Annotated in this window: 21 protein-coding genes; 9 read left to right on the forward strand and 12 right to left on the reverse strand. The window is 55.5% G+C overall.

The window, feature by feature from the left end:
- Positions 1-11: 11 nt before the first annotated feature.
- Complete coding sequence (locus Q0N43_RS04990) at positions 12-1,739, forward strand: fatty acyl-AMP ligase (RefSeq protein ID WP_295443401.1); 1,728 nt, start codon at positions 12-14, stop codon at positions 1,737-1,739.
- A 9-nt stretch (positions 1,740-1,748) separates the two neighbouring features.
- On the opposite strand, the gene arsC is transcribed toward Q0N43_RS04990, so the two are convergent.
- Entirely contained in the window at positions 1,749-2,096 is a 348-nt protein-coding gene (gene arsC, locus Q0N43_RS04995; RefSeq protein WP_295443403.1) for an arsenate reductase (glutaredoxin), read from the reverse strand.
- Between the two features lie 162 nt (positions 2,097-2,258).
- On the opposite strand from arsC, the gene Q0N43_RS05000 reads away from it, so the two are divergent.
- Entirely contained in the window at positions 2,259-4,361 is a 2,103-nt protein-coding gene (locus Q0N43_RS05000; protein WP_295443405.1) for a TonB-dependent siderophore receptor, read from the forward strand.
- On the opposite strand, the gene Q0N43_RS05005 is transcribed toward Q0N43_RS05000, so the two are convergent.
- Genes Q0N43_RS05005 through Q0N43_RS05015 form a run of 3 tightly spaced genes read right to left on the reverse strand, consistent with a single transcriptional unit; the run spans position 4,358 to position 7,595 of the window.
- The gene (locus tag Q0N43_RS05005) at positions 4,358-4,918 is read right to left on the reverse strand and encodes a gamma carbonic anhydrase family protein (RefSeq protein ID WP_295443408.1); all 561 of its coding nucleotides are present in this window, start codon (positions 4,916-4,918) and stop codon (positions 4,358-4,360) included. The two genes, Q0N43_RS05000 and Q0N43_RS05005, sit on opposite strands and share 4 nt — an antisense overlap.
- Before the next feature lie 46 nt (positions 4,919-4,964).
- Positions 4,965-5,966 carry a porphobilinogen synthase gene (gene hemB / locus Q0N43_RS05010; RefSeq protein WP_295443411.1) on the reverse strand — a complete coding sequence of 334 codons (1,002 nt, stop codon included), beginning with the start codon at positions 5,964-5,966 and terminating at the stop codon, positions 4,965-4,967.
- A 39-nt stretch (positions 5,967-6,005) separates the two neighbouring features.
- A complete protein-coding gene (locus Q0N43_RS05015) occupies positions 6,006-7,595 on the reverse strand; it encodes a M23 family metallopeptidase (protein WP_295443414.1) in 1,590 nt (529 codons plus the stop codon).
- Between the two features lie 235 nt (positions 7,596-7,830).
- Here Q0N43_RS05015 and Q0N43_RS05020 point away from each other — a divergent pair, with 235 nt between their 5' ends.
- Together Q0N43_RS05020 and Q0N43_RS05025 are read left to right on the forward strand one after the other, a co-directional pair.
- Positions 7,831-8,451: a 2-hydroxychromene-2-carboxylate isomerase gene (locus Q0N43_RS05020; RefSeq protein WP_295443416.1), complete on the forward strand. Its 621-nt coding sequence runs from the start codon at positions 7,831-7,833 to the stop codon at positions 8,449-8,451.
- Positions 8,448-9,245, forward strand: coding sequence for a crotonase/enoyl-CoA hydratase family protein (locus tag Q0N43_RS05025; RefSeq protein ID WP_295443419.1), 798 nt, complete (start codon positions 8,448-8,450; stop codon positions 9,243-9,245). The genes Q0N43_RS05020 and Q0N43_RS05025 overlap by 4 nt, the downstream gene beginning before the upstream one ends.
- Here Q0N43_RS05025 and Q0N43_RS05030 read toward each other — a convergent pair.
- The 3 genes from Q0N43_RS05030 to Q0N43_RS05040 form a co-directional block, all read right to left on the reverse strand.
- Complete coding sequence (locus Q0N43_RS05030) at positions 9,242-9,676, reverse strand: acyl-CoA thioesterase (protein ID WP_295443422.1); 435 nt, start codon at positions 9,674-9,676, stop codon at positions 9,242-9,244. The two genes, Q0N43_RS05025 and Q0N43_RS05030, sit on opposite strands and share 4 nt — an antisense overlap.
- Before the next feature lie 135 nt (positions 9,677-9,811).
- Entirely contained in the window at positions 9,812-10,966 is a 1,155-nt protein-coding gene (locus Q0N43_RS05035; protein ID WP_295443425.1) for an acyl-CoA dehydrogenase family protein, read from the reverse strand.
- 88 nt (positions 10,967-11,054) lie between these two features.
- Positions 11,055-12,668, reverse strand: coding sequence for an MFS transporter (locus Q0N43_RS05040; RefSeq protein ID WP_295443571.1), 1,614 nt, complete (start codon positions 12,666-12,668; stop codon positions 11,055-11,057).
- 277 nt (positions 12,669-12,945) lie between these two features.
- Here Q0N43_RS05040 and Q0N43_RS05045 point away from each other — a divergent pair, with 277 nt between their 5' ends.
- A complete protein-coding gene (locus Q0N43_RS05045; RefSeq protein WP_295443428.1) occupies positions 12,946-13,695 on the forward strand; it encodes a Bax inhibitor-1/YccA family protein in 750 nt (249 codons plus the stop codon).
- A gap of 143 nt (positions 13,696-13,838) precedes the next feature.
- Complete coding sequence (locus Q0N43_RS05050; RefSeq protein ID WP_295443431.1) at positions 13,839-14,588, forward strand: hypothetical protein; 750 nt, start codon at positions 13,839-13,841, stop codon at positions 14,586-14,588.
- A gap of 22 nt (positions 14,589-14,610) precedes the next feature.
- Here Q0N43_RS05050 and Q0N43_RS05055 read toward each other — a convergent pair whose 3' ends face one another.
- Positions 14,611-15,039 carry a CBS domain-containing protein gene (locus tag Q0N43_RS05055; RefSeq protein WP_295443434.1) on the reverse strand — a complete coding sequence of 143 codons (429 nt, stop codon included), beginning with the start codon at positions 15,037-15,039 and terminating at the stop codon, positions 14,611-14,613.
- Positions 15,040-15,102: 63 nt separating this feature from the next.
- On the opposite strand from Q0N43_RS05055, the gene Q0N43_RS05060 reads away from it, so the two are divergent.
- Positions 15,103-15,396, forward strand: a complete 294-nt coding sequence (locus tag Q0N43_RS05060; RefSeq protein WP_295443437.1) for a hypothetical protein — start codon at positions 15,103-15,105, stop codon at positions 15,394-15,396.
- The gene (locus Q0N43_RS05065; RefSeq protein ID WP_295443440.1) at positions 15,393-15,788 is read left to right on the forward strand and encodes an acyl-CoA thioesterase; all 396 of its coding nucleotides are present in this window, start codon (positions 15,393-15,395) and stop codon (positions 15,786-15,788) included. The genes Q0N43_RS05060 and Q0N43_RS05065 overlap by 4 nt, the downstream gene beginning before the upstream one ends.
- Positions 15,789-15,859: 71 nt before the next feature.
- On the opposite strand, the gene Q0N43_RS05070 is transcribed toward Q0N43_RS05065, so the two are convergent.
- Both Q0N43_RS05070 and prmC read right to left on the reverse strand, forming a co-directional pair.
- On the reverse strand, positions 15,860-16,597 hold the full coding sequence (locus Q0N43_RS05070; RefSeq protein ID WP_295443443.1) for a DUF4167 domain-containing protein: 738 nt from the start codon (positions 16,595-16,597) through the stop codon (positions 15,860-15,862).
- Positions 16,598-16,777: 180 nt separating this feature from the next.
- Positions 16,778-17,626 (reverse strand): peptide chain release factor N(5)-glutamine methyltransferase, encoded by an 849-nt coding sequence (gene prmC / locus Q0N43_RS05075; protein WP_295443448.1) that lies wholly within the window; start codon positions 17,624-17,626, stop codon positions 16,778-16,780.
- A 115-nt stretch (positions 17,627-17,741) separates the two neighbouring features.
- Between prmC and Q0N43_RS05080 the strand changes: the two genes are divergently transcribed.
- On the forward strand, positions 17,742-18,335 hold the full coding sequence (locus Q0N43_RS05080) for a fasciclin domain-containing protein (RefSeq protein ID WP_295443451.1): 594 nt from the start codon (positions 17,742-17,744) through the stop codon (positions 18,333-18,335).
- Positions 18,336-18,448: 113 nt separating this feature from the next.
- On the opposite strand, the gene Q0N43_RS05085 is transcribed toward Q0N43_RS05080, so the two are convergent.
- Positions 18,449-18,769, reverse strand: coding sequence for a hypothetical protein (locus tag Q0N43_RS05085; RefSeq protein WP_295443454.1), 321 nt, complete (start codon positions 18,767-18,769; stop codon positions 18,449-18,451).
- Between the two features lie 88 nt (positions 18,770-18,857).
- Positions 18,858-20,360, reverse strand: a complete 1,503-nt coding sequence (locus Q0N43_RS05090; protein ID WP_295443457.1) for an alkaline phosphatase — start codon at positions 20,358-20,360, stop codon at positions 18,858-18,860.
- Between the last annotated feature and the right edge of the window lie 26 nt (positions 20,361-20,386).

A 20,386-nucleotide genomic window follows, 5' to 3' on the forward strand; every position in this document is an offset into this window, starting at 1 on the left:
TGGGAAACATTATGAGCGCACTCGCATCCACGCCAACGCAGGACAGCTTGCAACGCCGCTTCTCCGACTTTGCAACGCTTGGTGAGGCGCTCGATTACGCTGCCTTGGGTAAGCGCGGATTGAACTTCCATGATATGCGTGGGCAGTTAGCGCGGCCTTATCCTTATAGCGAAATGCGCGAAGACGCGCTGAAAATGGCCTATCGGTTGATCAGCTATGGCATTTGTAAAGATGACCGCGTTGCCTTGGTCGCTGAAACAGGGCCAGATTTTGCGGCGCTGTTTTTCGGATGTGTCTATGCGGGCGCATGGCCCGTCCCACTGCCGCTACCGACCTCGTTTGGCGGCAAGGAAAGCTATGTCGATCAATTGTCGGTGCAGTTGAAAAGCTGTGATCCCAAGATATTGTTTTTCCCCGCCGAACTGGCTGACATGGCCAATGATGCGGCGCGGGCATGCGCTGTCGAAGGCCTGGATTGGGAAAGCTTCAGCGACCGTATTGCGCCCAAAACCGAATTGCCAGCGGCGGAAACGGACGAAATTTGTTATCTGCAATATTCCAGCGGATCGACCCGTTTCCCGCATGGTGTCGCGGTGACGCATAATGCATTGTTAAACAATCTGTCGGCGCACTCGCACGGTATGGAAGTGACCGAAAATGACCGCTGCGTGTCGTGGTTGCCTTGGTATCATGACATGGGCCTTGTGGGTTGTTTTCTGTCGCCAGTGGCGAATCAGGTGTCGACCGATTACATGAAGACGGAGGATTTTGCCCGTCGCCCGCTGGCGTGGCTTGACGTCATCAGTGCCGCCGACGGCACGGTTATCAGTTACTCGCCGACATTCGGCTATGACATTTGCGCGCGGCGGATTTCGAGCCAGAGCCATGTGAACGACCGCTTTGACCTGTCCAAATGGCGGCTTGCAGGCAATGGTGCGGACATGATCCGGCCTGACGTGATGCAGGCATTTGTGGACACCTTTGGCGATGCAGGGTTCAAGGCGTCGGCGTTCTTGCCAAGCTACGGCCTTGCCGAAACCACGCTTGCGGTGTCGATCATGCCGCCGGGTGAAGGCATTCAGGTTGAATTGGTTGAAGAGGCCGAGCTTACAGGCCACCCCGGCGCTTCGGACCGCCCGGTTCGATATCGTGCAATCGTCAATTGCGGGCGTGCCGTAAAGGACATGACCATCGAGATCCGCGACGATAACCGCGCGGCAGTTGCGGACAGGATAATTGGCAAAGTGTGGTGCACTGGCCCGTCCTTGATGAAGGAATATTTCCGCGACAAGGAATCTACCGATGCTTGCTTGGTCGATGGATGGCTCGACACTGGCGACATGGGATATCTGTCGAATGGCTATATCTACATCGTTGGCCGTGCCAAGGACATGATCATCATCAATGGCAAAAACCATTGGCCGCAGGACATTGAATGGGCGGTGGAACAATTGCCGGGCTTTAAGGCTGGTGACATTGCTGCCTTCGCCGTCACAATGCCGGGTGGCGAAGAAACGCCAGCGGTGCTGGTGCAATGCCGGACCACGGACGAAGCCGAACGTGCCAAGCTACGTGAACAAATTCGGGACAAGGTTCGTTCGGTCACTGGCATGAACTGCGTCGTTGAATTGGTACCACCGCGCACCTTGCCGCGGACAAGCTCCGGCAAGATGAGCCGAGCCAAGGCGCGCAATTTGTATCTGTCGGGTGAAATTCAGCCTTACGCCATCGCGGCGTAATAGGGTGGCTTACAGGATTTCGTAGACCTTTTCCTGAGGTCGACATAGCCGGACGCCCTTAGCTGTTTCAACAAAGGGCCGTTCAACCAAGTTTGGGTGCTCGACCATTGCGTCCAATATCTGTTCGGGCGATGCACCTTCGATAAGGCCCAATTCTTCAGCAGGCGATCCGCGTGTGCGTAATGCCTCGCGCGGCGTCAGGCCTGCGTCATGGAGCAGTTGTTCAAGCTTTTCGCGGGCAAATGGCTGTGTGCGATAGGCGATGACATCAACCACGACGCCTTTGGTTTCCTCCAGGATTGCCAAAGTTTTTCGGGAGGTTCCGCAATCCGGATTGTGCCAAATCGTTGCATGCATAAGTGAAAATCCCTCCTGTCTGGGTTCAATACTGCAAACCTGCGACCAGATGCAAAAGCAATCCAACGATTTTTACAATTTTCAATTGCATATGATAACGCTTCTCAATAGTGAACCAAAATAGATTTGCGAGTCATTCGCAATAAAGTAAAAAGGCCCATTATGCTCCGCCTGTCCGCGTCTGTTATCGCTGTGTTGTCTGCTTCCGCATTTGGGCAACCCGTAAGTGCCGAAGAAGCGTTTGACGTCGAAGCCTATGATGACAGCCGGGCGATCATTGTGACTGGCATAAGCGACGGCTATCTTGCGACCAATTCGGTTACCGCGACAAAAACCGATACGCCGCTTATCAATATCCCGCAGACCATCAACGTCGTGACCCGCGCGCAGTTGGACGATCAGGCGCATCATTCGCTTGCGGACATATTGCGCTATATTCCCGGCACAACCGTGGGCCAAGGCGAGGGCAACCGCGACCAGATTACCTTGCGCGGGCAAAACACCACCGCTGACTTCTTTTTGGATGGTGTGCGCGATGACGTCCAATATTATCGCGGGCTTTATAACATCGAGCGGGTCGAAATCCTGAAAGGGCCTTATGCCCTGATCTTCGGTCGCGGCGGTGGCGGCGGCATTATCAACCGCGTGCAGAAATCTCCTTTGAGCGATGATTATATCTATGCAGGTCAAGCCAGCATCAACAGCTTTGGCGCTTATGATATGTCGGCGGATGTCAACGCGCCCTTAAGCGATGTCGCAGCCGTGCGCATCAACGCTGTTTACGAAAACTTTGACAGCCATCGCGACTTCGTTGGGGGTGCGCGCTATGCTTGGAACCCTTATGTAGCGTTCAAATTGAATGACGCGTGGAAGCTTGGGCTCTCCTATGAATATGTGCATGACGACCGCACAACCGACCGTGGCATCCCTTCAATCGCCACTGGTCCCGGTCAGCCCAACCGACCGATCGCTGGCTACCGCGACCAATTTTTTGGCGTTCCTGGCGTCAACTACACCAAGTTGGAGGCGCAAATCGCTAAACTGCGGCTTGATGGTGCGTTGACTTCAAATTTGAGCTTTAGCGGCACAATATTATATGGCGACTATGACAAAACTTACCTGAACGTCTATGCCAATATTGCTGCGACTGCGCAAAATGGCACCGTTGCTTTGGCCGCTTATAGTGATCCGACTCAACGTGAAAATTTCATCGCGCAAGCCAATTTGGTCTGGGATGCCGAAACTGGCCCGCTGATGCATAAAATCTTAGTCGGCACCGAATATGGAGACCAAAAATCGGCCAATCGGCGTTTCAATGGCGCGTTGTCCACGCCAAGCTTCAATCTTGCCAATCCTATTTTCCCGACCGTCAATTTCAACGCATTGTCGCGCGATACCGTGTCCGACGTAAAATTCTTCTCCGCTTATGTTCAGGATCAAATCAGCTTTGGCGACCATATCGACGTTGTTGCTGGCCTGCGTTATGATAAATTCAACATTGAAGGCACTGACCTGTTTCCCGTCGTTGACCGGCCCTTTGCCCGGAAGGACGAAAAAGTCAGTCCGCGCCTTGGCCTGATTTTCAAGCCGCAGGAAAATATCTCTTTATATGGCAGCTACAGCCAGTCTTTCCTGCCACGCTCTGGCGACCAGTTTTTGGCGCTCACGGTGACGCAGCAGAATCTCGCGCCGGAAAAGTTCACAAATTACGAGATTGGCGCCAAATGGGATGTGCAGCCCAATCTGAACCTGACGCTAGCCGTGTTTCAGTTGGAACGCAGCAATGCGACGACCCCTGATCCACGCAATCCTGTGGCCAGCATCAATATCGGCACGACCCGGACGCAAGGCGTTGAACTGGCGGTCACGGGCAATATTACGTCATCATGGCAAGTGCATGGCGGCTACAGCTATCAGGACGCAACCCTGGCTGGCAATGACAGCGTGCGCTTGGGGCAGGTTCCCCAGCATCAGGCGAGCCTGTGGAACCGCTATGAATTTAACGATCGATTTGCCGCTGGCCTTGGCATCATTCACCAATCAAGCCAGTTTGCCGCAATCCGGACCAATTCCAATACAACAAAGCTGCCGGCTTTCACGCGGGTTGATGCGGCGTTTTATTATGACCTGAGTGATGCTTTACAATTGCAGTTGAATGTCGAAAACCTGTTCAACACCGATTATTATTCGGATGCGCATAACAATAATAACATATCGACGGGTGCGCCGATCAATGGCCGCTTCACCATAAGGGCGAAGTTTTAAGCCGAGGTTGCGGCGGCATGTGCCTTGGCATTGTGGACATAATGCGCAACGCCAAGCCGCATCCCCATGACCGCAGCGTCGTCCAGATCGCGCACAAAGCGCGCAGGCGAACCCGCCCATAATTGCCGCGTCTCTATCCGTTTGCCTTGGGTCAGCATGGCACCAGCGGCGAGCATAGCGTCGCTTTCAATCACTGCGCCGTTCATAACGGTGGAGGACAGGCCAACAAATGCGCGATCATGCAAGATGCAACCGTGCAGCATGACATTATGTCCAACGAGCACATCGTCACCAATGATGGTGGGAAATCCGTCCTCAACCCCGGGCATCGGGCCATCGCAATGGACGATGCTGCCGTCCTGAATATTCGTTCGCGCGCCAATGACCACGCGGTTCACCTCTGCGCGGATGACGCAATTATACCAGATGCTTGCGTCTGCCCCGATGGTGACATCCCCGATGATACGGCAACCCGGCGCGATAAAGGCGCTGTCGTGGATTATTGGTGTTTTACCGTTCAGCGTAATGATGCTGATGTCGTTGCGGGTGTGTGTCATTGGCTTTTCCATAGCTAAGGTGCGGAAGGACGGATGCGCTTAGGCGTTACGCCTTAAGTAAACGCGCCGCCAATGCCGCATGATAGGTCAATATTCCCGAACATCCTGCGCGTTTGAACGCCGTGAGCGTTTCCAGCACAAGCGCATCACGGTCGCCTGCGCCGACCGCTGCGGCAGCCTCAATCATCGCATATTCGCCCGATACCTGATACGCGAACACAGGCACGTCAAAGCGCTCACGCACCCGCTGGACAATATCGAGATAGGGCAGGCCGGGCTTCACCATGACGCTGTCTGCGCCTTCGGCAATGTCCATGGCAACTTCGCGCATGGCTTCGTCGGTATTGGCAGGGTCCATTTGGTAACATTTCTTGTTACCCTTTAATAGGCCGCGCGAGCCGACGGCATCGCGGAATGGCCCGTAAAAGGCGCTCGCATATTTGGCGGCATAGGACATGATCTGAACATTATGGTGCCCGTTCATTTCAAGTGCTTTGCGAATAGCGCCAACGCGGCCATCCATCATATCGCTTGGCGCGATGATGTCTGCGCCCGCATTGGCTTGGTTGATCGCCTGGTCGACGAGCACGGCTACGGTGTCATCATTGACCACATAGCCGTCATCATTGATCAGCCCATCTTGCCCATGGGTGGTGTAAGGGTCGAGCGCGACATCGGTCAAAACGCCGATCTGGTCCCCATGCGCTTGTTTGATAGCGCGAATGGCGCGGCACATGAGGTTATCGGGATTGAACGCTTCTGCGCCATTTTCTGTGCGGCGGTCCGCCTGCGTATTCGGGAACAAAGCAATGCAAGGTATGCCCAATTCTATGGCTTCGGCAGCGCGCATCACAATCTGGTCAACGGACCAGCGCGAAACCCCGGGTAAGGTCGCAATCGGTTCCTCAACGCCTTCGCCTTCGGTTACGAACAAAGGCCAGATAAGATCGGCAGGGGAAAGCATATTCTCGCGCACCATCGCGCGGCTCCAACCCGTTACGCGGGTGCGGCGCAGGCGGCTATTTGGGAAAGAAGATATATCGTTCATCCAAAACACTTAGCGGCGATAGTTTCTTTCCTCAACGCCTTATCCGCCAGTGAGTGTCTTGTTATCCCGAAACGTTAATCGATCGATTTCCCGTTTTGGCGCTTCGTCTTTTTTGGTTGCCGTACGCAATTGCGCAAGTGCCGCGCCTGGCTTGACGGACTTCATGCTTTGAAGCTTGACCTTGAAACGGGTGAGGTCACTGCCGGACAGCTGCGCACGCTCGGTAAACTTCACGGACATTGGGTTTACCGCGCGCCCGTTGCGATACAGCTCATAATGCAAATGCGGTCCTGTTGACAGGCCTGTGGAGCCGATATAGCCAATAATTTGCCCCCGCCGGACTCTGCTACCGGCGCGCGCTGCTATCCTGCTCATATGACCATAGCCACTCGCAAGACCGCCACTGTGGTTGAGCCGCACAAAATTGCCATAGCCGCCATTGCGCCCAGCAAAAGCCACTACGCCGTCGGTCACCGCAAAAATGGGCTGGCCATAAGCCGCCTTGAAATCAAGGCCGGCATGCATCCGCATATAGCCCAAAATCGGGTGTCGCCGTCCGCCAAAACCGGAGGTCACGGCGCCATTGACAGGACGGCTGAGGGTGCCTTTCGATTCACCGACGCCCGATGCCTCAAACCATTGGGTGTTGTTACCCATCGTCCATTTCAGCATCTGGATATTGGATTTTCCATCGCGATCTACGCCCGCATATTGCAGTTCACCCACTTTGACTTCGCCGGTTTCAGCGCGCTTGTAATCGATGATGATGTCAAATTGGTCAGTCGGCCGGATGTTGTATAAGGATGTGCGTCCGGTAATGACTTTCAGATAATCCTGAATAGCACGCGCAGGCGCGCCAGCGGCCCGCGCCGAACGGTAAATGCCCTCGCTACCCACTGTCCCGCGAATACGCAGCGGCGTGTTGTCGACGTTTATTGGCTTTTTGCGCAATCTTAAACTGCCGCCCTCACGATTGATTTCGAGATTGAGGTCAAATCGCGCGCGAAAGGTAACCGATTCAAGCGGTCTCGGCTGGTTTTTCGACGGTCGCGTCCCAAGCACAATATCAATGGGCGTACCAGGCTCAATCTCCGACAATGCCGTTACACCCGATACCATGTTCACGACATTATCTGCCTCACTGCCGCCAACACCCGAACGTTGGAGCACGCGGGCAAAGCTATCGCCGCGCCCCAAAGATGCCGTGAGCGCGATGCGCGGGCGTTCCGGGCTGTCGGCCAGTGCGACAACAGCGTCGGTGGCGGCCATGCGCTTGCCGGTGTCGCTGCCATAACCGATTGGCATAATCATTTGTGCGCGCGCCTCTTCAAACTCTGCCGCGTTGGGCATTGCAGGCTGCACGCCGTAAATCGGTCCGTAATCTGGCAGAAGGGCAAGCGCAGCGACGCTTAATGCTATTAAGGTGCCAAGCCCACGGAACCAGCGAAGCGATCCAATATCTTCGCCAAGGTCTGGCACAAAATCGATTTCGGCCAGGCGGTGAACCCAGCTCGTGACAGACGCATGTGGTTCGGATTTTTGACGCATCGAATGGGTCATGGCATCGGGCACCGACACATCAATGTCCCAGCCCTGTCCAGCAAGCCGTGTTTCTTTGCCGTCAAACATAAGGCGCATAATCCACGACCGTCTTCCCAGCCCCACGGGGGTTCCCGCATGCACTCCTGTGGCGTATGGCGGTTAAAGTCAAATTAACAGCAACCTTGCCAGTGTCGAACTGCGGCAAACGGTGCAAATTCCTGGACAAGCGTTGGAACTTTTGCCCATGGGCAAAAATCAAAATTTATCAGCTTCATAAAATATGACGCAATGCTATGGCTGATATTGGCAAAAGGAGAGGCACATGAACGGCGAACGGGTTGAATTCTTCTACGATCTTTCAAGTCCATGGACGTACATTGCGTTCCACAATCTTGATGCCCTGATCGCACGCACCGGCGTGTCTGTCTGCTTGCGTCCCATATTGGTCGGCGGCGTTTTCAATGCAGTCAATCCGTCTGTATATGCCGCACGAGAAGCGGCCGATAACCCCAAGTTTAAGCATAGTTGGCGGGTTATGCGCGATTGGGCAAAGCTGGCGGGCGTGGAAATCAACTTTCCCAGCATCTATCATCCGGCAAAAAGCATCCATGCGATGCGTATGGCAACTGCGCTCGCAGGCGATCAGGTGGCGCTAAAGACGTTCAGTAAGGCTGCCTTCGAAAGCTATTTTGGCGCGCAGGAAAATCTTGACGACCCCGATGTGTTGGTCGCGGTGGCGAACAAAGCGGCGCTTGACGGAGAGGCCATGCGCTTGGCGTCACAGACCGATGCGGTAAAGGCCCAGTTGCGCGCCAACACAGACGAGGTAATCGCGCGTGGCGGCTATGGTTCGCCGGCCATATTTGTTGACACTGACAAGATGTATTTTGGCAATGATCAATTGCCTTTAGTGGAATTTGCATTGAACAGGAGCGAAGCATGAACGACCGCGTATCCATTTCCATCGACAATCATGTCGCCGACGTCCGCTTGACGCGTGCGGACAAGATGAACGCGCTTGATCCAGCGATGTTTCAAGGGATCATAGCCGCAGGTGAAGAGCTTGCCAGCACGAAAGGCATACGCGCTGTGGTGTTGTCGGGCGAAGGACGCAGCTTCTGCGCAGGCCTTGACATGGCCAGCATGGCCAGCGGCGGCGCAAGCGCGAACAGCGGAATGGGTAGCCTGACCGACAGGACGCATGGCAACGCCAACACATTCCAACAGGTCGCCATGCTGTGGCGCAAATTGCCGACGCCAGTGATTGCGGCGGTGCATGGTGTGTGTTTCGGCGGCGGGTTGCAAATTGCGAGCGGCGCAGACATCCGCGTGGTCGCGCCTGATGCGCGGCTTGCGGTGATGGAAATGAAATGGGGCCTTATCCCCGACATGGGTGGATATGCTTTGTGGCGCGGGATGGTGCGAGAAGATAGTTTGCGTGAACTGACCTACACCAACCGTGAGTTTTCAGGGGCCGAAGCGCTCAATCTGGGCTTTGCGACGTTTGTGGACGAAAACCCGCACGCCAGCGCGATGGCCATTGCGCGCGAAATTGCCGACCGCAACCCGCACGCGATGCTTGAAGCAAAAGCGTTGTTCAATGAATATGCCGATATGGACGAAGACGCGATATTGATGGCCGAAAGCGTCCGCCAAGCCCGCGTCATCCGCAAGCCCAACCAGATTGAAGCGGTGATGGCCGGAATGCAGAAGCGGGCGGGAGTGTTTGCCGATTAAGCCGACTTAACGTGCAACCTTTCAAACTCCGCGCGCAACTCTTGCGGTAAGGGGGTCGGGCCGTTCGCATCGGTTAGCACGACGGTGGTGATGCAGGTCGCCTTGCATTCGCCACCTTGAAACGCAGCAGAGGCGATGTCCCAGCTGCTGCGGCCGATCCGCAATATGCCGCTGGCAATTTCCACATGTTCGGGGAAATGCGCCTCGGCAATATATTCAAGCGCCACGCTGACGATTAGCCAGCGTTGCCCGGGCGCGCGGCGTTCGACCGCGATGGCGTGATTGAACATACCGCGGCCATGTTCGAACAATCCGGCCATCGAGACATTGTTAATGTGGCCCAGCAAGTCCAGATCGGCAAAACGCGTTTCTGTGCGGTGTTTGAACGGATAGCTTGCAGGGTCAAGCTGCCAGCTTTGCGGTTTGGGCATAAGGAACCTTTATCAACAGTCGTCACCCTGAACTTGGTTCAGGGTAAATTTATCAGCCTCAACCGCCGGTTGTGTGGCAAGATGGACCCTGAAACGAGTTCAGGGTGACGGAGTAGTCCGGGAATATAGATCGTTCTAAAGACCCCGACCAATCAGTTCTTTCATGATCTCGTTCGTACCACCAAAAATTCGCGTTACGCGGGCGGCGCGCCACATGCGGGCGATGGGATATTCGTTCATATATCCCGCACCACCATGTAATTGCAGACAGGCATCGACCACTTCCCATTGCAAATCGGTGTGCCACAATTTGGCAGCTGCGCCTTCTTCGGCGGTCAGTTCTTTTTTGTAATGGCGGTTCAATGCCCAATCGAGATGCGCCCAGCCGACTTGCAGTTTTGCCTTGATATCGGCCAGTACGAAGCGGGTGTTTTGGAAGTCGAGCAATGGCTTACCAAAGACGATCCGGTCGCGGCAAAAGGCGACGGTTTCGTCAAATGCCTTTTGCGTGCTTGCCATCGATGACACGGCGATGGAAAGGCGCTCTTGCGGCAGTTCGCTCATCAGATAGATAAAGCCCTTGCCCTCTTCACCCAAGCAGTTGGTCATTGGGACGCGGACATCTTCGAAGAACAATTCCGACGTGTCGGCTTCGTCCATGCCGATTTTGTCGAGGTTGCGGCCGCGCTTGAAACCTTCACGGTCAGCCTCGACGAGGACAACCGACATGCCCTTATAGGCGGGCTGAATTTCGGTGTCGGTTTTGACGCAGACCAAAATCAGGTCGGCATTCTGGCCATTGGTGATGTAGGTTTTGCTGCCATTGATGACATAATGATTGCCGTCTTTCTTGGCAGTGGTCTTCATGCTTTGAAGGTCGCTTCCGGTGCCAGGCTCGGTCATGGCGATGGCGGTGATAACCTCGCCCGAAATCATCTTAGGCAGCCAATGCTTTTTCTGCTCTTCGCTGCCATAGCTGGTGATGTAGTTGACTACGATGTCGGACTGGAGCGAAAAGCCGGTGGCGACACCGCCATAATAAGCCGATTCCTCGTCAACAATGGCGTTATAGCCAAAGTCGAGGCCAAGGCCGCCATATTCCACTGGAACAGTGGGGCAGAGCATGCCGACTTCGCCCGCCTTGGGCCAAATGGATTTGGGGACAATGCCGTCTTCCTGCCACTGCTTTGCGTGGGGCGCGACTTCCTTTTGCAGGAATTGGCGCACCGACTGGCGGAACGCCTCATGATCTTCATTATAGGCAGTGCGTGGAATGGTATCGAGCGACATGGTAACTCCCCTGCAAATTTGTCCTGCGGATATGCCTTATCAATGGCAGGAAGTTAACGCGGACGTCAAGCCGAATTTAATCGTTCGATTAAACCGGTTCGCCCGCTTCGCGTGCGCGCTCGACTATCGTCTGTTCCGACTTGGGTACAGTGCGATAGGCGGCTATTAACAAGGCCAAGGCAACAGGTGCAACGGCGATGAGCGACAGGATGCCAACGCGCAAATTGCCCACCAGCTTCCCTTCGACCATCGTTCCGGCAAGGTCGGAAATCTGCCCGACCATATAAGGTCCAAACGACAGCCCGACGAGCGTGGTGCCCAAGAAAAACGCGGCGGTCGCAGTGCCGCGCATCCGTGGCAACACGAGGTCCTGCGTGGTGGCTGCTGCTGCGCCGAGTGCCGTTGCGCCAAGCATCCCCGCGAGGAAGTTCATGACGTAGAACAATGTTGCATTATCGGTGGTGTGGCCAATAGCGATAGGAATGATCGGGCCGAGGACGCCGAGAATGATGACAAGGATCCGGCCGGCGGGATTTTTGGTGCGCAGTGCATCTGCCACGCGGCCACCGACGATTACGCCCAAAAAGCCGCTTAGTGCGCCGTTGGCGCCGAGGATGAAGGCCAATTCCTGCTTCGGCAGGCTAAGGACTGTCTCAGCATAAGGTGCGGACCAGAATGCGAGTGCATAGGCCGCCAGCGCGACAAGGCCATAGCCGAGGGTTGTGCAGATAAAGGCAGGCGTGCCCCAAATCAGGCGGAAGGTCGCAGGGTCCTTGGCGCGAAGCGTCGATGCCCATGAGAACACGGCATAATAGCCAAAACCAACGGCGGACCATTGCGGCAGATTGCCTGTGAGCTGGATCATCCAATACGCAAAGGCCGCAATGGCCGCGCCGGTTGCGACGTTGAGGGCGAGCGCAGCAGGGCCGCGCTGCCAAGCGCCGAGCAGCGTAAAGGGCGGAACGATCATCGACAGGTCGCTCACAAATGCGCGGAAAGGGGCGGGGTGTGCAGGCGTTGCCAAACCATCCATCGCACCGCGTTTGGGCTCGCGCAGGCTTGCGACCCATAATCCTACCAAAACGCCTGGAACACCAACGGCGAGAAACGCCGCTTGCCAACCGACCAGTCCAAGTGGCCCTCCTTGCGGATAGGCTTCGTTCCAGCCTTGGACGATGAGCGCGCCAATGAACAATGACACGCCGCCGCCAATATATAGGCCCGACGAGTATATCGCGAGCGCGGTCGCGCGCTGCCGTTTCGGGAAATAATCGGAAATCAGCGAATACGCCGTTGGACTTGCCGTGGCCTCGCCAACGCCAACGCCCATACGCGCTATCGTCAACTCTGCCTGATTGCGGGCAAAGCCTGACAAGGCAGTCATGATTGACCATAAAGCAAGGCCAATTGAAAGCAGTTTCACCCGGCTCCAATTATCCGCAAGTCGTCCAAGAGGAATGCCGAACAAAGCGTAAAACACGGCAAAAGCCGCGCCGCCCAAAAAGCCCATATCTGCGTCGGTCAGGCCAAGGTCAGCCTTGATATCGACTGCCAAGATGCTAAGGATTTGGCGGTCGATGAAGTTGAGGATGTAGACGATCACCAGCACCAAGAGCACATACCAGCTGTAACTGCTTGCCCCTGGCAATGGGGCTTCGGGTTCCGGTAAAGCGACGTTGTTGTTGTCATCTTCGGTCGTCATACGCACATCACGCTCCCTATCGGGCTGTTTGCGCCCTCTGGCGTTATGGCTAGCAGAACAGCAAAGCGGTGCAACCCGATTCACGAAAGGCGTGTTCACGCCCGAAATGCGGGTATAGCTGCGGCCATGAACGAAACGGGCGAGGCAAAGACACCCTTTTTGTCATGATCTGTTAAAAACGTTACGTTCCATGTCGTGTTTCGCTTGAATCTGGAACGATTTCATCCAATATACTGTGCTTACGGCCATATTGCCGTGTTTTGAGGAGAAATAAGTCATGGCACAGTGGTCCGATCCGCGGGTAACCGGGACCCAGTCAAGTCTTGCAGGTGTCGGCTCACGCGCCGGTGACGTCGCTTTTGACGCCGGTCTGCGTTCGCACATGCTCAAGGTTTACAATTATATGGCGTCGGGCGTATTGCTGACTGGCATCGTTGCGATGTTGTTTGCAAGTAGCGCCTTTGGTCAAAATCTGATGATAAACGGCGGCGCGTTGCGCTGGGTTGTTATTCTGTCACCGCTTGCGCTGATTCTCGTAATGAACTTCGGCTTGAACAAGCTGTCGACTGGTGCATTGCAAGCCTGTTTCTGGGCCTTTGCAGGTCTGATGGGGCTGTCGATGTCGACAATCTTCTTGGTCTATACAGGGGCGTCGATCGCAACGACTTTCTTTGCGACGGCAGCGGCTTTTGCTGGACTTAGCCTTGTCGGGTACACGACCAAGAAGGACCTGAGCGGCATGGGCACGTTTCTGATCATGGGCGTCGTCGGCCTGCTCGTTGCGTCACTTGCCAATATCTGGTTCCAGTCGAGCACCTTGCAGTGGGTTGTTAGCGCTGCTGGCGTGCTGATCTTTGCGGGCCTTACCGTTTACGACACACAGATGATCAAGAATACCTATCTGCAACTGCGCAGTTCGAATTCTGACTTCATCGGCAAGGCAGCGATCATGGGCGCGTTGACACTCTATCTGGACTTCATCAACATGTTCCAGTTCTTGTTGAGCTTCCTAGGTAACCGCGAATAACCATCCGCGGTTCAAACTAAAAAGATCATTATGGCCCGGTGGTGAACCACTGGGCCATTTTTCTTGGGGATTTGGTCGAACATGGCTTTTCTTTCCGTGTAAAATCTTGTTGAGGTCAGGTTCAGCGTATCGGAGACCAAATAATGCGTCGGGGTATAACAAATCTAGCAGCGCTCATCCTCGTCACTGCCGTCGCCGCTTGTGCACCGCCGCCTGTTAAGGTCGCCCCTGCCGCCATTCAACTGCCACCCCCACCGCTCCCTATTATGCCCTTGCCACCGGGCGGTGCTGCTTTGTCGATGACCATACCGCCTGTGGGCTTGGATGGCATCCGCGTGACCCCAAATCGCGGCCTCAGCCGGGACGAGCAGATATGGCATTTCCGTTCTGCATTAAACGTTGCCGCGCTCAATTGTCAGGGCCCAGTGTGGGGACAAATCGCGACCGAGTATAATAAGTTCATTGTCATCCATAAGGTGCTGCTGTCGAAAACCAGTAAGTCGGTTGATCGCGAATATGTGAAGCGCTATCCAAAGCAGAATGGCCTGCGTATCCGCGATACGCGCATGACGGATTTGTACAATTATTTCGCGTTGCCGCCTGTGCGCGGGCAATATTGCGATATGGCGTTGCGCAAGCTGCAAGAGGCTAATCAGGTGCCGAAAGAAGCTTTGCCCGAATATGCTATGGGCAGCCTCGCAGATATCGACAATGTGTTTGTCAATTTCTACGAAACCTATGTAAAATACGAACTTGATCTGGCGGATTGGAATATGAAATATGCGCCAAAGCCTGTTTATAGCCCGGCCAACAACATCATGGCCCCGCCGGTAACAACGCAGCCCGTGGCGGCCCCTCCCGCCAATGTGACGACGCCATCGCAACCGCAATAGCGTTAACGGGCGGGCACTTTTTTCACGCCATGCTGATGTAATCGCGCATCGCGGCAGCTTCACCTTCGATTTTTTCGATGCGGTGCTTAACCAAATCGCCGATTGAGACAAAGCCCACAAGTGCATCATCCGTGATGACTGGCAAATGCCGGATACGGCGTTTCGTCATCAGTGATAATGCCGATAATATTGCGGTGTTAGGTGTAACGCAAATGGCAGGCGCGGTCATCGTATCGGCAACCGCCTTGGTCAGAAAATCCGGACCATATTTGGCAACGCCATACACAATGTCGCGTTCGGAAAATATGCCGACCACGGACATACCATCAACCACGGGCAATGCGCCAATGCGCTTTTCCGCCAACCGGGCCACAACATCTCCAACACTTTCATGCGGCGATGCCGTCAACACGTCGTGATGGTGATTGGCCAATATTGCAGAAATCGTCATAGACTCTCTCCCTATATCCTTGCCCCCGATGGAACTTATAGCATAAGACGGCCTTATCAAGCTATGACTCGTCCCTCCCGCCTCGATGATCCCGAATATGCTAACTTCGCGTGGCAGCGATACTGGCGTCTCATGCGGTGGATGTTTGGCGTCACATTGCTTGTAACCGCCATCGTATTGGGGACATTCTGGTGTCAGAATGGTATGGTTTCCATCCATTTCTTCATCGCGACCGCAGGCGCAATTGTTGGCGCAATCATGCTCACGGCGGCGCTGATGGGCTTGGTTTTCTTATCTAGTGGGTCGGGCCATGATGAAGCCATTGATGATCCATTTGAAGATGAAGCCGACCGGTGACGGAGAATATCCGAAACCTGCCGCAACGGAATGACCCAGTATTACGCGTCATTCCGGGGCCAGCGGATATCAATGCCAATGGCCACATCTTTGGTGGCTGGGTGCTTGGTATGATGGATCAGGCCGGCGGCATAGTGGCGGGCCGTATCGCACAGGGTGCCTGTGCCACGGTCGCTATCGAAAAAATGGAATTCATCGCGCCGATATTGTTGCGCGACATTATCTCCGTCTTTGCAACACTTGAACATCGCGGGCGGACATCAATGGGTGTCCGGGTTGAGGTAATAGCCACGCGCGCGCGTGGCCAACAAGAGGTAAAGGTCACCGAAGGATTATTTACCTTCGTCGCGTTAGACGAAAACCACAAACCAAGGCCCTTGCCCGAGGGTTGAAGGCGCCGGAAACCCATCAAGCGCCAGTTTTCTTGTTCCAGCAGAAACGGCGTCATTGCCTTAGGTTGAAATCATTCCGCCGCAGTCGCAACCGCATCTCCACCAACAGGCTTCACGCGGCGGGCACGGGGCTTACGCGCTGGCTTTTCGGCGGCATCGTCTTCACTGGACGATATCGCAATGGAAGGCGGCAATACGGCAAGGTCGAGGCTAGCGGGGGCATCGTCAACGTCTTCGCTGTGATGGCGGCGCGGGCCGCGATTTGCATTCCGGTTATTTGCAGCGCGCTGAGCACGCTCATTGCGTTCTGGGCGGCGTGGGCGCGTATCGCGCGGTTCGCTGTCGTGAGATTCCTCATCGGATGCGTCTTCTGCGTCGTCATTCCCCGATGAAGGCTGGTCATCATAATTGGGCGATCGATCATAATTCGGGGTGCGGTTGTCATTTTGCCAATCGTCGCGATCATCGCGATTGTCATCGCGCGCATCGTCACGGGGGCGGCGCTCGCCTTGCTGTTCCTGACGCGCTTCTTGGCGACCACGGAAATCGGCGAGTACGCGGAAATAATGGTCGGCAAACTGCAGATGATATTCCGCGTTAACGCGGTCACCGTTAAACTGCGCATCTTGGGCCAGCTTCTTATATTTTTCCAACATCTGCGCTGCGTTACCGCGCGCACGATTATCGATCTGGTTCTGATAGTCAAAACCACTGCGATTGTTATTTTGCTGCCGGTTGCTGTTGTTATTATTGTTATTGCGACCGCGCCGACGATTGTTGTTCTGCTGCTGCCTGTTGTTGGTATTCATCAGGGCTGACCCGTCCTCTTTTTAGCACTTTGATTGCATGAAACCCCTGAACCCGGTTTGGGTTGCGCGCGGGTCAGCGTTGACCCTTATACTTTGTCCATCTGCGCTGGGGGGGCGGCTTCGCGCGAAAAAACCATGAAGTCGGAGTTTTTGCTGTGAAGCGTTTTTGTCCTAGTCCCACTATTCTGGGATTCCAAGCGAAAAGCGTATGCCCCGCGGATTACCAGCAAGATCATGATGTAGTTCCGTAAAAAATCCTTCTTTTGCAGAAATTTGGTTAACGGCTTGTGCCTGATTATATCCGATTTCGAAAAAGGCAACTCCGCCTAAATTAAGCAATTCGCGCAGCGATGGGATCAGGACTCGGTAGTCATTCAGACCGTCTGCCCCTGCAAACAATGCGCTGTGCGGTTCATGCGCCGCCACCATCGGGGCAAGCATAAAGCTGTCCTCAATATATGGTGGGTTACACAGGATAAGGTCAAATTGGCCAAGCCCGTCGGCCCACCCCGATTTGGTCCAGTCGCGCAGTTCAAATTGGACACGGTCGGATAATCGGCAGCGGTTGGCATTATCGCTGGCGACGGCAAGCGCCTTTGCGCTGATATCAATGCCGATAGCTTTGGCGTTCGGAAAGATAGACAGGGCCGCGAGCAACAGCGCCCCTGACCCTGTGCCAAGGTCCGCAATGCGCATGGGTGCGTTATGTTCGCCAAACCAATCAATCGCCGCCTGAAGCAAGGTCTCGCTGTCTGCGCGCGGGATCAGCACGTCAGGCGTGACACAAAGTTCAAGGTCCCAAAACGCCTGCACCCCAGTGATATAGGCGACCGGTTCGTCGGCCACCCGGCGCGCGAGCAGGCCACTATAGCTCTCGGGCACGGTTAAGTCCTGCTGCTGCAACAGCATCGCTGATCTGTCGATGCCAAGCGCATGCGCCATCAACAACTCCGCGTCTAATCGCGGTGTCGGGCTTATGCCTTCAAGGGCAAAGGTTGCTTCCCGCAGGACAGGGGCAAGGCCAGTCATCACCCGTCCGTATATCGCGCAGCAGTTAAAGCCCAACTATATTTCCGCCTTGTGCACCCATTCAGCCCCTTGCGACGTTAAGCAGATTGGGAAACCATATGGAAAGACTTAGATTATGAAAAAATCGACATTAACATGGGCCATAGGCCTGTCTGCGCTGGCTTTGTCGGCATGTAGCGGAAGCGAGCCTGCGCCAGCCGAAACCGAAGTTGTACAAGACGACGCCATGGCATCTGACACGATTGTTGCAACCGAACCGGCCGGGGACAAGACTATCGTCGCATTGGCACAAGGCAACACACAGGTATCGACACTCGTCACCGCCATAACCGCTGCTGGCCTTGGCGAAACCTTGTCGGGCGCTGGCCCATTCACCGTGTTCGCGCCATCAAATGACGCATTCGCCAAGTTGGACAAGGCGACGCTCGACGGCTTGTTGAAGCCGGAGAGCAAGGCCAAGCTTGCTAGCCTGCTTACTTATCATGTCGTTGCCGGCAATGTGAAGTCGGGCGATCTTGCCAAGCTGATAACGGACGGAAACGGCACTGCGACCGTCAAGACGGTCAATGGCGGCACCTTGAAGGCCAGCATGTACGGTAGCAAAATTGTCCTGACCGATGCCAAGGGCGACAAGTCAACCGTCACTGCGGCAGACATGGTCGCGTCAAACGGCACGATCCATTTGGTCGATACTGTCGTAATGCCATAAGATTTCGGGCCACTTCGGCGGCCTGAATGTCCTCATTATCCCCCTAGCAGGCGAAAGAGGACCAAATGAACCCCGTCCGGACCCCTCCCCCGGACGGGGTTTATGCATGTGCTTCATCCTGCCGCGGGATTGACGGTTACTGGACCAAGCTCTTTGAAGCAGGCCTGCAACTGGGCAATGCCTTCGGACGGGCTGGGCGGGTTAGCGACAAGATCGCCCAAGCTTTTGCCGTCCATGACCTTGTCCGCCGCACAGCCGCAGACCTGATTGACGTCGACCTGAATGCCCTCGGGGATTTGTTCGCTGCCGGCGGTGGTGCAGGTAGCGACGATGGACTCGCGCACACTGACCTTAATTGTGTCGTTCAACGCCCCGCCTTCACCGCACGCGGCCAGCGTGAGTGATAAGAGTGCGACTGATAATATGCGTTTCATGGCTTTTCCTCTGTCCAGACACCCCCGAACAGGAAATGTGGGCGGCGCGGCGGGCTTTACAAGCCCGCCTTGCTTGAAACGCGCCACATTACTTAAAACCCAACGCCGCGCGCATGATCTGGAATATGGTGTTCTGTTCAATCGTCCCTTTGAACAAATGCGCCTTTGGCCCTGCGGCGCGGGCAACGACGTCGTCACCGCCATGCGTTTCGGCGAACATGCTGATCAACGATTGCTGACGATAGTTAAGCGCCTCGGTGTCCTGTTTGGACGGGTCAGGGCGCTCGGCCGCGTTCACTGCGCCGGGGCCATTGGCATAGCCCAAGGTGGTGTAGGCCTTTCCATCCATCGCCAGGGTCGGCGTGCCAACAGGGGCAGAGACCACGCCAAGGATCGGGTTCCCGCGCTCTGGATAGCCAGCGATCGTGAACACATGGCTATGGTCCGATGTCACGACAATCAACGTATCGCGCAGGTCGACGCTGTCCATCGCGGCCTTTAACGCAGTGTTGAGCGCAACGGTGTCTTGCAAGGCGCGGCGGGCATTACCGCCATGATGGGCATGGTCAATCCGGCCCGCCTCGACCATCAGGACATAGCCCTTTTTATTCTTGGACAGCATCGCAATCGTCTTAGTCGTCATTTCGGCGAGCGATGGTTCTTTGCCGCCAGCCGCCGTGCGGTCGGCCTCAAACTGCATATGCGATGGTTCAAACAGGCCAAGCAGCTTGGTCGTTTTCTTTGGGTCAACGGCGACGAAACTGTCATGGTTCCACACATAAGCGCCCTTGGGGTTGGCGGCGGCCCAGCTTGCGGCTAGGTCCTTGCCATCGGCGCGCTTGCCCTTTGCATTGGGATATTCAGGGTCAGCCATGGTCGCCGGAATGAAGTGCTGACGCCCGCCGCCCAACATGACCTCAAGCCCGTCACCATGCGGCCATTCGACCATCTGCCGGGCAATGTCCGTGCAGCCTGCGGCCTTGGCCGCAGCGGGCATATTGGCATCCACCTCCCAATCGCGCTGCGCCACATGGGCGTAGGTGGAGGCGGGCGTTGCGTGCGTGATCGTCGCGGTGGAAACGATGCCCGTGGCAAGGCCCCGGTCTTCTGCCATGCCGAACAAGGATTGCACCTTGTACGGCGCAGTCGCGGCGCAGTCATTCTCAATGGCTTCGGGGCCAACGCCAATCACGCCATTTTTGGTTTTGACGCCAGCGACAATCGCGGTCGCGGTCGGCGCGCTGTCGGGCACTTGCGCGTCATGGGAGTAAGTTTTGACTAAGGCGGTGTGCGGCAAACGGTCCATTTGCGCGACATAGGATTCGCCGTCGAGGCCAAGCTGCTGCCCCTCAAAAATCCGCCCGGCGGTCAGCGTGCTCACGCCCATGCCGTCGCCGATAAAGATGATGACATTGCGCGCCTTATTATTGTTGGGCTTATCCGCCTCCAACCGTGCAAGTTCGGCTTGCCCAGCGTTGAGATAGCCGTCGGTCGTGGCGATCGGTGGCTTGGCGGGGGCGGGCGCACTTTGCGCCAACAACGGCGCGGTGATCAGGCAGGATGCCAAAAGGGCGGATGACAGTTTACGCATGCGATACTCCTCAAAAGGCTGTCTTA

Source organism: Sphingorhabdus sp. EL138, assembly GCF_945882965.1.
In the GTDB taxonomy this organism is placed as follows: Bacteria; Pseudomonadota; Alphaproteobacteria; order Sphingomonadales; family Sphingomonadaceae; genus Sphingorhabdus_B.